This is a genomic window from Bacteroides sp. OF04-15BH, from assembly GCF_003477995.1.
GTDB lineage: Bacteria > Bacteroidota > Bacteroidia > Bacteroidales > Bacteroidaceae > Paraprevotella.
Genome location: NZ_QUEM01000038.1, coordinates 12,980 through 27,513 on the forward strand (window position 1 = coordinate 12,980; position 14,534 = coordinate 27,513).

General features: G+C 43.7%; 14 protein-coding genes. 3 read left to right on the forward strand and 11 right to left on the reverse strand.

From position 1 onward, the window contains the following. The first annotated feature begins 6 nt into the window (after positions 1 to 6). The gene (dgt, locus tag DXA74_RS13770) at positions 7 to 1,362 is read left to right on the forward strand and encodes a dGTP triphosphohydrolase (protein ID WP_199666188.1); all 1,356 of its coding nucleotides are present in this window, start codon (positions 7 to 9) and stop codon (positions 1,360 to 1,362) included. A 1-nt stretch (position 1,363) separates the two neighbouring features. Here the strand turns inward: dgt and DXA74_RS13775 are convergent, their stop codons facing one another. The 5 genes from DXA74_RS13775 to DXA74_RS13790 all read right to left on the reverse strand — a co-directional run bounded on the left by DXA74_RS13775 (position 1,364) and on the right by DXA74_RS13790 (position 6,445). Continuing rightward, positions 1,364 to 2,356 carry a GNAT family N-acetyltransferase gene (locus tag DXA74_RS13775; protein ID WP_118528551.1) on the reverse strand — a complete coding sequence of 331 codons (993 nt, stop codon included), beginning with the start codon at positions 2,354 to 2,356 and terminating at the stop codon, positions 1,364 to 1,366. Positions 2,357 to 2,375: 19 nt separating this feature from the next. After that, positions 2,376 to 3,197: a 1-acyl-sn-glycerol-3-phosphate acyltransferase gene (locus tag DXA74_RS13780; RefSeq protein WP_118528553.1), complete on the reverse strand. Its 822-nt coding sequence runs from the start codon at positions 3,195 to 3,197 to the stop codon at positions 2,376 to 2,378. A 73-nt stretch (positions 3,198 to 3,270) separates the two neighbouring features. Beyond that, entirely contained in the window at positions 3,271 to 3,639 is a 369-nt protein-coding gene (locus tag DXA74_RS13785; protein ID WP_147401130.1) for a hypothetical protein, read from the reverse strand. Between the two features lie 247 nt (positions 3,640 to 3,886). Continuing rightward, positions 3,887 to 4,072: a hypothetical protein gene (locus DXA74_RS16240; protein WP_147401132.1), complete on the reverse strand. Its 186-nt coding sequence runs from the start codon at positions 4,070 to 4,072 to the stop codon at positions 3,887 to 3,889. A 9-nt stretch (positions 4,073 to 4,081) separates the two neighbouring features. Beyond that, positions 4,082 to 6,445 carry a chitobiase/beta-hexosaminidase C-terminal domain-containing protein gene (locus tag DXA74_RS13790; RefSeq protein ID WP_158576081.1) on the reverse strand — a complete coding sequence of 788 codons (2,364 nt, stop codon included), beginning with the start codon at positions 6,443 to 6,445 and terminating at the stop codon, positions 4,082 to 4,084. Between the two features lie 202 nt (positions 6,446 to 6,647). On the opposite strand from DXA74_RS13790, the gene DXA74_RS13795 reads away from it, so the two are divergent. Further along, complete coding sequence (locus tag DXA74_RS13795) at positions 6,648 to 7,748, forward strand: hypothetical protein (RefSeq protein WP_118528559.1); 1,101 nt, start codon at positions 6,648 to 6,650, stop codon at positions 7,746 to 7,748. 118 nt (positions 7,749 to 7,866) lie between these two features. On the opposite strand, the gene DXA74_RS13800 is transcribed toward DXA74_RS13795, so the two are convergent. The 6 genes from DXA74_RS13800 to DXA74_RS13820 all read right to left on the reverse strand — a co-directional run bounded on the left by DXA74_RS13800 (position 7,867) and on the right by DXA74_RS13820 (position 14,149). Further along, complete coding sequence (locus DXA74_RS13800; protein WP_147401133.1) at positions 7,867 to 9,009, reverse strand: hypothetical protein; 1,143 nt, start codon at positions 9,007 to 9,009, stop codon at positions 7,867 to 7,869. Between the two features lie 70 nt (positions 9,010 to 9,079). Further along, positions 9,080 to 9,256 (reverse strand): hypothetical protein, encoded by a 177-nt coding sequence (locus DXA74_RS16360; RefSeq protein ID WP_158576082.1) that lies wholly within the window; start codon positions 9,254 to 9,256, stop codon positions 9,080 to 9,082. A 30-nt stretch (positions 9,257 to 9,286) separates the two neighbouring features. Then, positions 9,287 to 11,296, reverse strand: coding sequence for a calycin-like domain-containing protein (locus DXA74_RS13805; protein WP_118528563.1), 2,010 nt, complete (start codon positions 11,294 to 11,296; stop codon positions 9,287 to 9,289). Positions 11,297 to 11,795: 499 nt separating this feature from the next. Then, the gene (locus DXA74_RS13810; protein WP_118528565.1) at positions 11,796 to 12,413 is read right to left on the reverse strand and encodes a calycin-like domain-containing protein; all 618 of its coding nucleotides are present in this window, start codon (positions 12,411 to 12,413) and stop codon (positions 11,796 to 11,798) included. A 25-nt stretch (positions 12,414 to 12,438) separates the two neighbouring features. Next, entirely contained in the window at positions 12,439 to 13,209 is a 771-nt protein-coding gene (locus DXA74_RS13815; RefSeq protein ID WP_118528567.1) for a porin family protein, read from the reverse strand. A 7-nt stretch (positions 13,210 to 13,216) separates the two neighbouring features. Next, positions 13,217 to 14,149, reverse strand: a complete 933-nt coding sequence (locus DXA74_RS13820) for a PCMD domain-containing protein (protein ID WP_233550562.1) — start codon at positions 14,147 to 14,149, stop codon at positions 13,217 to 13,219. Positions 14,150 to 14,309: 160 nt separating this feature from the next. On the opposite strand from DXA74_RS13820, the gene DXA74_RS16660 reads away from it, so the two are divergent. Continuing rightward, positions 14,310 to 14,534: hypothetical protein (locus DXA74_RS16660; RefSeq protein WP_233550563.1), on the forward strand; the 225-nt coding region annotated here is incomplete at its 3' end.

The following is a 14,534-nucleotide window of genomic DNA, read 5'->3' on the forward strand; positions in this document are numbered from 1 at the left end:
ATGCCTATGAAATGGGAACAACTCATATCCAACAAACGTTTGGGACTGGAAGAGCTCCACTTGAAAAGAAAAGATGACCGCACGGAATTCCAGCGCGACTACGACCGCCTCATCTTCTCTGCTCCGTTCCGCCGGCTGCAGAACAAAACCCAGGTATTTCCGCTCCCCGGAAATATCTTTGTGCACAACCGGCTGACTCACAGTCTGGAGGTATCCAGTGTGGGACGTTCTTTAGGAAACGACTGCGCCCGGATGCTGATTGAAAAGCATCCCGAACTGCGAGACACCCATGTAACGGAACTGGGCGCCATCGTATCGGCAGCCTGTCTGGCTCACGATCTGGGCAACCCTCCTTTCGGTCATTCGGGCGAGGAGGCCATAGGCACTTTCTTCAGTGAGGGAAACGGTCTATGGCTACAGACCTATCGGGATGAGCTGGACCCTGCCGGACTGAGTGAGAAGCAATGGAATGACCTGATTCATTTTGAAGGCAATGCCAATACCTTCCGACTGCTGACCCATCATTTCAACGGGCGTCGTCCGGGCGGTTTCGTCATGACCTATACCACACTGGCCTCGATTGTAAAATACCCCTACTCCTCATCGCTGGCCGGGAATCATCGTAAATTCGGTTTCTTTGAAAGCGAACAGAAAGACTTTCTCAAGATAGCCCGCGAACTGGGTCTGCTTCAGAAAGACAGTCCCGAAGACACCCTGAGTTTTGTCCGTCACCCTCTGGTATATCTTGTAGAGGCCGCAGACGACATCTGCTATCAGATTATGGATATAGAAGACGCTCACAAACTGAAGATTCTCAGCACAGAAGAAACCCAGCAACTGCTGCTGGCCTTCTTTACCGAAGAGCGTCAGGCCAAGATACTGGAAGTCATGAAAAAAGTGACCGATATCAACGAACAGATTGTCTATCTGCGCTCTTGTGTCATCGGTTGCCTGGTTCAGGAATGTGTACGCACATTCATGGATCACGAAGAAGATATGCTGGAAGGCCGCTTCCACGGGACGCTGATCAGCCATATAGCCCTCCGTCCGATGGAGGCTTACAAACAATGCTCGGCTACCGCCTTCCGCAAAATATACCGGAGCAAAGCCGTTGTCGATGTGGAACTGGCCGGATTCAAGGTCATCACTTCCCTGCTCGAGTTGTATCTGGAGGCGGTAACCCACCCGCAGAAGGCACATTCCCGACTGCTGATTGATCTGGTGTCCCCCCAATACGAAACAACAGCCACCACACTGTATGACCGTGTAATGGCTGTTCTTGATTTTATTTCCGGAATGACAGATATCTATGCTTTGGATCTTTATCGCAAGATTCACGGCATCAATCTGCCCCGTGTATGATTTATTTCTGATTGTCCTTATACATCACCTGAGTCGGTCCCGCTTCGGGAAAGACCGCATGTGCGTGCTTCTTGACAAAGGAGTCGATATGACGGACACGCTTTTCGGTCAGAATCTCGTCCACGGTAATCAGGATACCTGTTTCCTCCACATCGCCAAACTCATCGTTGATGGCCGTACCGAACATACGCATCGTGGGCGACAGTCCCATGTAGGCATTGACCAGCGGCGGAATGTTATATCCCAGTTTGCGTACTTCCGTATTCAGAATGCGATAGTCTTCCTTAAAGTTATCCTTGCAGAACAACTGCTTGAGATAATCCGGATCGGTTTCGAGCAGCAATGGCTGAATCGGAGTCACCAGACCGTCCTTGTCTGCAAAATGCTTGTGCAGGAAATACAGAATCATATCGCGTCCCTTGCGGCTGTAGGAAGGATACATGGTCATCTTTCCGAAGAAATACTTGATGTGCGGGCGCAATACGGTCAGAGCTCCCAGTCCATCCCACAGATTGTCCAAAGCAAACAATCCTTTGGAACCGGCACGCGTGCTCTGATATTCCAGCGTCACGAAAGAGCGTCCCAGCTCTATGGTATAAGGCATATAGTCGCGCACGAACTCTTCAGAGAAATGGAACATGTGTGAGGTGGCCAGAATCGGCTGTCCCTTTTCATCTAGCTGCACATTGGACCCCAATATATAGCGGTAGCCACCCAGAATCTCTTCAGCTTCGGGATTCCATACAATCAGCTGCTTGTACGGATTCTCCATCACGTCAAACTCATCCAGATCAAGCGCTTTTCCTGTACCTCCTCCGGCCGCACGGAAAGCGATTTCGCGGAGGCGTCCGATTTCGCGGACCACATTCGGAGAATCCTGCCAAGTAACTATATAAATCTCATTATTACTTTTGTTGGTACCCCTCAATTTTTTCTCTTCGGTGAGCTCGGCTTTCAACACGTCCTTACTTACCGGATCCATTATTTTTTCCATACAGAACTGTTTCGCTTGATTATTTCAATTTATATACCTCATTCTGAACATACTCGGCCCACTGTGCCGGCGACTTGGAACGGTCGAACTTCTCCCACGATATCGGTTCGCCGATAATCACCTCATAGCTTCCGTGCTGGCTCTTATACATCTCGTCGGGAAGCAGAAGCATGGCGAAATTAAATTTCAGCCCCAGTTTCTTGCAAAGACGCGCAATACGATAAAAACGCGGTGAATTCTGTCCGATAAAATGAATAGGAACAACCCAGCGTTGGGTTTCTATGCTTTTTGTAATGAATGTCTTTTTCCAGGGAATATCGCGTATCTGTCCCTCGTCGTTCTTACGGGAACACAAACCGGCCGGAAACATGATGATATGGCTGTCGGACTGGAATCCGGCTTCGACCACCTGTGGAAAGTTTCGCGCCTGCTTTCCAATCTTATTTATAGGAATACACAAAGGAGCCAAACCTTTAAGGTTCATCAGCAGGTCATTGACCAGATATTTTACGTTTCCGTTAAATTTACGTCCGAGAATCATTCCCAGTGTCACTCCGTCAATGGCACCGAGCGGATGGTTGCTTACAAAAGTATATTTCCTGGAATCATCCGAGAGATGCTCCAGACCTTTAACCTTTATTTTTACATCGAGATAATGAATACATTCTTCGCAGAAATCCACACCCACATAACCACGTCGCAGGAATTCATTGATAAAGTCCTGATGAATAAGGCGTTTTAGACCACTAATAACCCATTTGGGAACATATTTTGCCTTTTTTCCAGCACGTGAGCGGACAATCTGATCCAGATCAATCTCTGATATCGTGTTATCTTGCATACTAAATAATTGTTCTTACGATATGCAAAAATAAAAGTTCTTTCTCAAACTACACAAGAAATATAAATTTTTTTTAAGGAATGGACACCTTTCGGTTGTTTATATAATAAACACCCTTCGGCAGACCGCCGATCCAATTTGTGCCCTTATTCAAACGAAACATGCCATAGAAGACTCCTCTTTCATTATAAACCGGGAGTAGCTGCACATATTTACTGGTAATACATAAACGGGTGCCCTTCAACTGAATGGTCACAGGAAATGCTGAATTCAACATTTTTGTCTTCAAAACGTTGCTTCCCTCATCCCCACTGCCATCAGATACAATCATGTTTGCACGCACGGCATGATTTACATTCTGTGCATACAGATTTCCCATGCAAAGCACCAAACCTGCCAGCAGGTATAAAACTGATTTTTTCAATGTTAAGAAAGATTTCATAAAGACTACGTTTATCGAAAACAATGCAAAAATAAATTGTTTTTTTTAAACAACAAAGCTTTTTCGCGTTTATTTTTCTAAAAATATAAATTTTATTTTGTATAAGAAGTTTATGCCGCCATATTTATATCGTTCTGACAGAGAAAAACAAATTTTCGCATCAAAATGAAAAGGCAACCACTTCCGTCCTCCGGAATCCGAAGGGGGAAATGATTGCCCGGGAAATACTATTACGTCACTAAAAATTCTATTGGGACAATATCTGTTCGCCCGACTCCCAGATGGTGTTGAAACCACTCTCCTGATTTGCATCGGCCTCCCAGACTCCTTCTTCATGATCTACAGAAACGGTATTGCCACTTTGACATAATAATGTTTCAATCCGTATGTTGATACAACGTAAAGAAGGACGAATATATTTTGAACGAGTCATAATATTAACTTATTTTATTATAATCTTCTGTTTTCCTACGATATATACTCCTTTGGGCAAATGAGTACGGCATTGTGCCCACGCTCCCAAATAAACACCCTGCACAGTGAATACAGGCATATCGTCATGCTGTTCCCGAACCGGCTGCTCCACTCCTGTTTCTTCCTGATACAGAGTAATCCGCAAACTTCCTTCGGGCTGTCGGCTCAGCAAAGGCACTTTTTCCAAATCCACATAGGCTTTATTTTCTCCTACGGAAGAACCGGCAGCACAACGACGCAACTGATTTCCCGAGAAAACATATTTGCCTTGCAGAGTAGCGTCATCCGAAACCTTATCCGTATTCACGCCCTGAAATGTTCCTTGCAATCCATTATGGCTGAAAGCTTCTGCTACGGGCTCTCCACTGTATAACAAAGCCAACTGTGAAGACTCTCCATAAATGACATAAGGCATACCGGCTTCCAGCCGGTCAAGCGGACCGGACAGTACCACAGAGCGCACCACTCCGTCCTCATCCTCCAAACGTCCGGCAATTTCAAAGAACAATGCTCCGGCCTTATCTCCCGACTGTATGCCGTAAGGCACACAGACTGTGCCCCAGCGTCCCGGATTAAGCGTGCGCAGATAACCTTTATAAAGAGGCATATCCACAGCCGGTATCTCCGAATAGTTTTCCTGGCCGACGTTGCTCAGAGCATAATTACGGATGTCTTTCTGTTCGTTTGAGCGTATCAATGCCCGTTCCGTGTTGTTATTGCTCTTCCAGTAACCCTGTTTCGCATCTTTGGTCCATCTGCTTCCTTTGGTACTGACTGTTGACGAGAACTGCAAACCGACACCAGATTCTGCCGGACACAAATATTCCCCAGAAGGATTTCTCAGGTATCCCTTATCCAAATCCACTTTCCAAAGCAGATCAGGAATTGCTTCTTCAGAAGCCACCGCACGCCCCTGCAAAACCGCAACCTGCGTACAAGGCAGTACATTATTTTTCAAACTCGAATGCGCCGCATAATAGATTGCACCGGCATCGGTCACCACCAGCGCTGTACCCACCGACTCTGCCAGATCCTGCTGCTCCAGATCAACAACCTGACTGGCTTCGGCAATCCATAAATATAATCCGGCCTCATCACCTTTCAGTACACCACGAACGCACATTCGTGCAGGCCAAATCCAATTTTCATCCAGACTCCAGTCACCGGTCTTTATCCGCAATGTTTCCGAACCGTCTTCTACCGAAGCTATCTCTCCCAGTTCCGGATGATACTTCATCTCATCAAACTGCAACAGGCAGGAGGTATAACCATCCGGCTGAAGTGTAACGTCATGTACCGTAGCAATACGTGGAGTCGGAGCCGATGTACCGGCTGCAACTGAAAGTCCGCGGAATACTCCTTCCTCGACATGCACAACACCATACTGTACCGCTGGTTTTCCAACCAGGAAACCTGTCAGGATATCCCCCATTCCGGCATCTACAGCATCTTTGGGCAGCAACAAACCTCCATCCGGAGTATGTACCCAAATTCCCTCGCTGTCTACATCCACCACTCTGGCATCGGACAGATCCAGACGTACACGCTCCGAAGTATCTCGGAATGCCGACAGATCCGAAACAGTAGTAACCGGATCAATATCATAGTGCGCTGTGCTCACCTCACTGCTCCCCGCCTCGGAAATTGCCACCGCAGATACCGTCACGGTCTGATTCAGTGTAATGGGAGCCTGATACAACAAGGAGGTTTCCGTAGGTTGTGTACCATCCAGCGTATAATAAATCCGGGCGTCCTCAGCAGCGGTAAGCGTCAGTTCTACCGGAGCCGTATAATAACCGGAGACTGGTGTAAAGACAGGTTTTTCCGATACTTGAGGCGCATCAGGTACTCCGAATATTTTAAGATCGTCCAGATACATCGCCTTATCTGCCACTGCATTGGAAAATCTCAGTTTCAGGTCTTTTCCTTCGGGTATCTTATGAGGACCGGACGAAAACCAAGCGTTCGTATATGACAGAGTAGGATTGTAGGAAACGATTTTCTTGTTATCCACCCAGACTTCAATCGATAGTTTTCCATCGTAAACCTGAGCTTTCTTTAGATTATAAGTGAGATACAGGTCGTGAAAACCGGAGATATTGATCTGTTCTATAATCAGATCATTGATTGTTGCGGAAGAAAAGTAGGCATATCCCTTACCGCTACTTTCCGGTAAATCGCAGATATGAGTCTGACCATTTCCTATTCGGCCGCTCCCCGTATATATGCAACTCTTGCAATCCCAATCTTGATAGTCGGTAATATTGGTTGCCGATGCACCAGGGCCAAAGCCCTCCTGATAAACCGTTACCTGTGCTGCCGTTTTCAACATAAAGGCAAAAATTACGCCTAAAAATAGTAACCCCCTTTTCATAACTCATAATATCTAAAGATTTGCATGCAAAACAACATTTAAAATACCCAAATCACAAAAGAAGTTATCATAAAACCAATAGAACGCTCCATATCTGCAAGAAATCCAAATAAAAGCAAAATAAGGCTATAATGTTTCAGGTTTTATCTATATTTGTCCCATGCAAAACATATTACTTATTTTCATCGTAACCTATACAGTAGTTCATCTCATGATGAGCGCCGTGCTGTTTCTATATTCACGCTATAAGGTGGAATATCTGGCTCCGGCCTGGATTACCTCCATCTTTGGTATTGGCGGATGCATCAGTATTCCTTTCATTCTGCATTATGAAGGAAAGGAATTCGGAATCCTGCATCCCTACATGCTGATGTTGCTCGTAGCCAGTTCTTTCCTGCAAAGTCTTCAGCCGCTGAGCATCGCCATGCCGGGCTATCTGCAATGGGGACGCATGTGGCGTTATGCCACTCCAGCCTTAACCGTTTTGTCCATTTATGCCTTGGGACTACTGATGGACAGTGAACCGGTCGTGCTGCAAAATTTCTCGGACATCCCCGAAAAGCTGCTCCAAAGTGATATTCTACTGCGGGTCGCCTGCCTTGGAGTTTCCATATATTATATTGTGAACATCTTCCGTCTGCCCCATCTGTTGATCAAACACACTCAAGTGCCCCGATATGTCAAGGCTTACGGCAGTGCCATCGGTATCGTAGCCACTTATTATGTGGTGGCTACCATTTTCTTCAGCATGATCAACATTCTGATTTATCTCGGCCTGTTTACTCTGCTGAACATGTATATCTTCTTCAGAACTCTGGAAACCATGGCCATCCATCTGCCCAAACCGGCCATAGAACAGGTGCAGGAAGCTCCTACTCAGGAATGGATTGCCGAAGTCGAAAAAGAGGACTTCAACCAGGCCAATAAACAGCGCTTTAACCGGATGGAATTCTTCATGCAACAGAAAAAGGAATGGACCGACAACACCTTTGGCCGTGACCGTCTGTGCGAAGCAACCGGCATCAACCGGCATCTGATGCTGCAATGCCTGCGCAGTCAGGGCTACAACAACATTCACGATTATATCAACTCCTACCGCATCAATGCTTTGAAGCAGAAAATCAGAAGTGGAGAAATCAGGACGGCGAACGAAAGTGTCATCGTAGGATTCGGCTCCGGCAAAACAGCCCGCAACTGTTTTGAACGCATGGAGGATCAGTCGCTGGACGATTATATCAAAGAAAAAGGGCCGAAAGCATAATCCTTTTTCAGCCTCTGCACCATACAAAAAAAATCATCAGCATGACTTTGGAATGAGATCGAAATGAAATTCCAAAATCATGCTGATGATTTTTTTATGCCTTAATAGGCCTTGAATGTTACTTGACCAGAACCTTCTTACCGTTCTGGATATAAACTCCGGCCGGCAATCCTTTCAGGCTGTCGTCTTTGCGCACACAAACGCCCTGCAAAGTATATACTCCCTGCTTTTTCTGTGGAGCAACCTGTATGTTTTCAATACCCGTTGTGCCACTCTCCTGCTGATAGTTTATACGGAACACGGCCTGTGTTTCGGGCTCTGCATATTCAAAATAAGCACGCGTACCGTTGACTGTTGCGTTTGCGCCTCCCTTAATCAGTTTATTCTGTGCCACCCCGTATTTGCCATACATACTGAATCCCAGCTCATAATTACCGATAAAAGTCATCCCATTAAAGGATACCGGCTGTGGTGTGGCCGCATAAATCTCACGACCTGTAAAGGTGAGTGTCATGGCCGGAATCTCTGTCGGACAATATACCATATAAGGTTTGTTGGCCTCCAGCTGATCCACAATCGCGAAGTCCAGTCCCGTATTCGGATCATAAGCCACGAACTGCTGGGCAACGACGCCCTCGCCTAATTCAGAGACGTTGCAATCGAACGGAAGACAAAGAGTATTCCATCCGGCAGACAGCTTGCGGTCAAGCTGAATTTCTTCAGCGTAAATACTTTCTTCGGCTACAAAAGAAGCCTTATCTTCTATTAAAAGCTCTGTGATATAAACAAAAGGCTCGTATTCCACTTCTATCTCATCCACACGAATACCATTGGTAATAATAGAGAAAACGACTGGCTCATCACCCCAAACGGAAATCTGCCCTGTATTTGCAACCTCATGATACAGAGAAGAATGCCATTTCCCTTCATAACCTCCGTTCACATATTTTACCGTGGAACCAGAAAAGAAACCACCCTGACTATGTCCTCCAACTTGAACTGATTTGATTCTGGTTCTTTTTCCTTCGGGTGCTAAAATCTCAAAGTACATCTCTCCCTTATTGATATACAACTCGGATTTAGAGAAAAAAATAGCACCATTTCTAGAAGTCAGTTTCAATGTTCCTGCTCCATCAGGAAGTTCATAAGTAAAAACACCATTAACTAAACTATTCAACTGATCCTTTGAAAGACTCAGACTCTGCGCAACCATAGAAACGGTCATCAGCGCACAAACAAAGAAATAAACAAATCTTTTCATACCTTATAGTCACAAAAAAATAGGGGAACATAAACTCCCCTATTTTTTTGTCATTGATTAAACGACTTTATTACCAAATATCTGCTCCACTTTCTGAATTAGAGTTGAACTCACCGTCAAACTCACCGTCACCCGGCAGAATTCCTGTTGCAGGACCGCCATCACCCGGCAAGATAGATGATGCCAACATATCACAAGCTTCTACTGCTACAATCTCACAAACCGGAGCTGAATAAATTTTCTTCATTTTATTATCGAGTTTATTGTATTCTATAATTTATTTATTAATCACTACTTTCTTACCGTTTACGATATAGATACCCTTCTGCAAGCCATTCAAAGAAGTAGCTCCCTTCAGCACCTGAACACCCTGCAAGGTATATACGTCGTAAGTCTGTGCAGCGCCATTGTCAACCTGACCGATACCGGTAGTTCCGTTGCCACCTTCACCATACAGGTTGATGCGAACCTGTGCCGGCTGTTCACCCTGCTTGGTAAAGTAAGCACGAGTTGCCTTCAAAGTAGAGTTTGCACCACCCAGAATGATTTTCTGAACGTCATCAATAGTCGCAATACCATACTTGCCGCTCATAGACATCACAGCATCGTATGAACCTACGAAGGTATAATCACCCTTAGTTACAGAAACCGGAGTGGTTGAAGTAATCTCTGTACCAAAGTAAGTCGGAGTTTCTTTAGCTGCCTTAAAGTAAATCAAGTAAGGTTTGTTTGCTTCCAAAACCTCTACTTCATCAAAGTTCAAGCCATTCTCGTCTGCGCTGATGAGTTCCTGAACAGAAGTTGCATTCTCACCAAAGGCCACAACCGGAGTTGTAAACGGCAAACAGATGGTACTCCAGCCTTCTGAGAAGGTACGATTATAAGCAATATTTGTCAAACCTGCATTCAAACTCAGAGCCTGACCGTCTGTATAAGTCTGTGTTTCGGCAAAAGTTACCTTAATGATCATATTCATCAACGTAAATGGAATATCAATCACAGCTTCCATCTTATCTTCACCGATGATTGTAGCATTTAAAGTAACAGGAATCTCTCCCAAGAATGGTCCGATAGCCTCAGGATTATCACCAGCCGTAATAGTAATAGTCTGGGTTGTCTGAATCTTACCCTCTACAATCTCAAGATTAGTCAACTTAATATTACCAACAGGAATAGCCTCAGCTCCACTACCCAAAGTAAAGTTATTCAATGCCAAAGAAGTTGTTCCGTCAATTTCCTTGATCAACTGAATCTTTGCAGGCTGAGAAGGCATAGACTGATCGTTAATCGTTACAACCAGATCATTTTCATACTCTGTAACTACAGGCTGTGGTTTTGCAAACTGCACTTTGTAAGTATGCACATTGCTTGAATTCACACTGAAATCATTACCCTTTACAGTAATAGTCAATACAGCAGAAGCCTCATCATAAGACTTTTCAATTGTAGCTCCTTTACCATTAGAAGTACAAGTCAGTTTGCTTTCATCATACAATGCATCTATAGTATAGTTTGTGTTGCCCTGCTGGAAATAGTCTTGACCGTCGTAGTTCAAAGAAGCTAATTCTGAATAGTAGATCAAACGGATGTCATCAAGAATCAACTCGTCATTAGCAGATCCTCCTGGAGTTGGATTCGTAGTAAATGATGCTAACATGTACTGTTCTCCGGCAGGAGCGACATTACCTGTATAATCAAATTTAGCTTCAAAATACTTCCAATCAGAAGTTTCAGGAATTACAATTGCAGCCAACGCTATCTTATGATTTTCATAACCGGCTTCATTGGAAGTTTCTGGATCCTTATAGTCATATTTATCATGCAGAATAAACTGACCACGACCATTAGGACTACCACCAGACTTAAACTTTGCCATACAAGACACTGCATCTGGAGTTCCTGCAAACTGCAAACTATGAGCACCACTAGAGAGATCTGTATAATTATAGTTCTTTGCATTAGAAGGAGTTGTGGAGCCCATGTTGATTTTACCAGTCGTTAAATTTCCATTCGCTTTTGCTCCCACAATACTCTTTGAATATAATTTTACACCTACTGTGCCGTTATACCCCTCTACTTTCTGTGGGTTCGGAGATTGTCCTTTGGCAATACTTCCTATAAATCCCCCTAAATCATCAGTTCGGGCACTGTTAAAAGAGTTCCATCCATTGCCTGGCTCCTTATCACTAGCCCAAGTTTCAAAATCAGAATTTGGAATCTGATACACCCCCTGTGCATTCATCCATGTAGCACATAAGAGTGCCGCAAAAGTAAAAATTTTCTTCATTTCAAATATTTAATTATTCCTGTTTACGCAATCTTTTTATGTAAAGAAAAACATATTTTCTTATTTTCTGCGATGCAAAATTACAAAAAAAACAGAACTCGACTAAAGAAATTGGTATAGATTCTGTCTTACCTGTTTTTTTATAAGAAAATTTCGGTAATTTCTTAATACCGTATTTTCTTTTATAGATAGATACCTATAAATCACAGATTTATAATTCCCTTCTACGAAAATCAGGAAACGAAGCAATTTTGAGAGGATCACCTAAAAATCCGGCTAGGAACCAGTTTAAAAGGCATACAAACCCTATTTCAAAATAATCAGAAGTCCCAATAAAAAAGAAAATCATTCTATCCTCTCCTGCAAAATAAAGTCATGACCTGATATAAAAAGTCTCTATGATGAAACGAGGCGGAAAAAACAAATATAAGCAGAAAAAATATCGGGGTGAATACCTAACCGTATCCACCCCGACATTCATTTATCTGATATTACCAGATTATTTCTTAATCACCTTTTTACCGTTTACAACATAAACACCCGGCTGCAAACCGTTCAGTGCATTTTCAGGAGCAACGTGGCTACGCAACAAAGCACCAGCCAAAGAGTAAACATCTACCAACTTATCTGTAGTTACGGATACATGAGTAATTCCTGTCATAATATCACTACCGAAAGTTACCTCTATAGTCTGTCCCAGAGTACTAGTCATGTCAATATCAATAGTACAATACAACTGATCTTCGCTGATTTTACCCTTCATATCAATAGGCACCTGACCTAACAATGGACCCAACCAGTCCTTGCTGGTATCATCACCAGGCTGAATGGTAATGGTTTGCTGCACACTAAAAGTGTTATATCCTTCGCCAGCAGTCAAAATAACATTCTTCAATTCAATGTTACCAACGTAAACTTCCTCGCCCAAGCAGAAATTCTTCAGAATAAAATCACAAGTTCCATCCTCATGATTTACAAAATCAATATTAGATTTCTGAGCAGGTGTAGAAACCTCATTAATTGTAACAATCAAGTCGTCAGTGTAAGTCTTTGAAGTCTGGGCAAAACCTGCCAGAGAGAAAAGACCGAAAGCGGCCAAAAGTAAAGTTTTCTTCATACTTTATTAATATTTTAATTTTAAGTTAATACAAATAAGCGATACCAAAAGTTGCATAAAGCGGATACATCGGGAAATCAATAGTTTTAAAGTCGCTCTTGAACACACTGTTCATACCCCAATCCAGATTGGCAAACGCTGTAAAACGACGGGTAATCTTCCAGTCGGCACCCAACTCCACGCCCCAAAGCACCCGACGCATATCATCGGCAAAGTTATAGGTAGCCGGATTCTCTTTAGAGATTTCCACTTTTTCTCCTGTCGGATCTCCTACACGAAGGTAACCATCGTAAACAGAGCCTTCAAAATCGCGATACATCAGGAAAGAAACATAAGGACCGATATTGATGTTCCAACGCGGGCTGACCCGGAATGTGGCCATGACGGGCACTGTAAAACCACTCATAAATGTCTTGGTTTCATCAGTTCCTGTAAACATACCTTCCAGATAGTCCTCTCCCATCTGAATACCCATCTTATAATTCTTCACGGTGGCACCGGTATTCATACCTTCCATAAAATAATGGACACCGGTCATAATACCACAGCGCTTGTTGAACATATTATAAAAATCGGCGCTTATGGCCCATCCACCCTCTGGATTGAAACGGCCGATACTGCGAATCTCTGCCGGCAACGGCATCGGAGAAGTACCTCCCAAGACATATCCTGTACGCAACAGGAAACCCCAACTGGTGCCTCGCGGTGTATTCCACTTTTCATATAAATCCTCGGCCTGTGCATTCCAAACTGTCAACGACAGGACCAACAATAACAAATACTTTATCTTTTTCATAAATCGTTTATTCGTAAATAATTGTGGATTCATCAACTAATAAAGTGCTGCCCACAGCACCGCAGAAAGTGGCTCCGTCAATACTTGACGTGAACACAACGGCCAGATTATAACCAAAATTACGCAATCGGGCGATATCCAGATTTTGTCTGTACTCGAGCGGCAAATCAAAATGTTCCCAAGCACAAGTATCTGCTACTCCCGTAACCTTAAATTCCGGAACACGGGCTATGGCCACAATATTCTCATGAGTCAGCACATCATCTCCATAAAGAGTAACAGGCTGACCGTTTTCATCGGTATTCTTATAAAGTACCGCATAAGCATCGGGAGCATCTACACGTCCAAGAACCTCCATGCCATAACGGTCCTGAAACTTTTCACCGGGCTGAAACTTATAGTATCCGGTAAAGCGCAATGGTTTCTGATTGACAGGAACACCAAAGCGAGTAGCCTTCATGGCATCCTTCAATGCATTCTGTGTATCAAACGAACCCAAGAAGAGGTTTCCGGCTGCAATACGCATATTTACCATCGCACCAAAAGCACCCGTGCTGCAAGTTTCCAGTTTCACACCTTTACCACTCACTCCCTTCTCCAACATGACAGAAGGATATTCATGTGGTTTGGCAGAAGAACGGCTCAAAGCAAAACCGGAATTACCGGTTGCCCAAAGATCCTGACGCACATTGCCACGACCATAAGCAAACCAGTTATAGAAACGTTCTTTAGGCTGCTCCAGTTCTACTGTTTCAAAATCAAAATTCGGATTCAAGACCGTCATCGGAATAAAACGTACCTTATAAATACGGCTCCACTGCTTGTCTTCAGAAACTACGGTATAAGTAACATCCCCTTTGCTGAAATCCTGTACCGAACCGTTTGCAGGTGTTACTGTCGCTCCCGGAGTCGTAGCCAAAGTAACTCGAACCTGAGACAAATCTTCTCTTCGGACATCAGGACGAATAGAATAAATAATTACAGAATCCGTTGAATTTACGTTCTGGAGTGTATCAGAAACTACATAAAAAATAGTATCTGCTGCATCGTGATGCACTTTACAAACTTCTATATCGCATTCTGAATTAAGTGGTTCATCCTTGATACAAGAAGTGGCCAGACAGGCACAAAAAGGAATTAATAAAAAAACATTCTTTTTCATTCTAAGTTCTATAGTAGATAAGATGGCGCAAAGTTACACCAAAAACAAGGAAAAAGGAAACAGAAAACGGTATAAAATAATGAATTACCGTTTTTTCTTACCTGAAATGAATTATATAATCCACCTGTTGGCGGAATTAAAAAACCGCCTGAAAATTAGTATA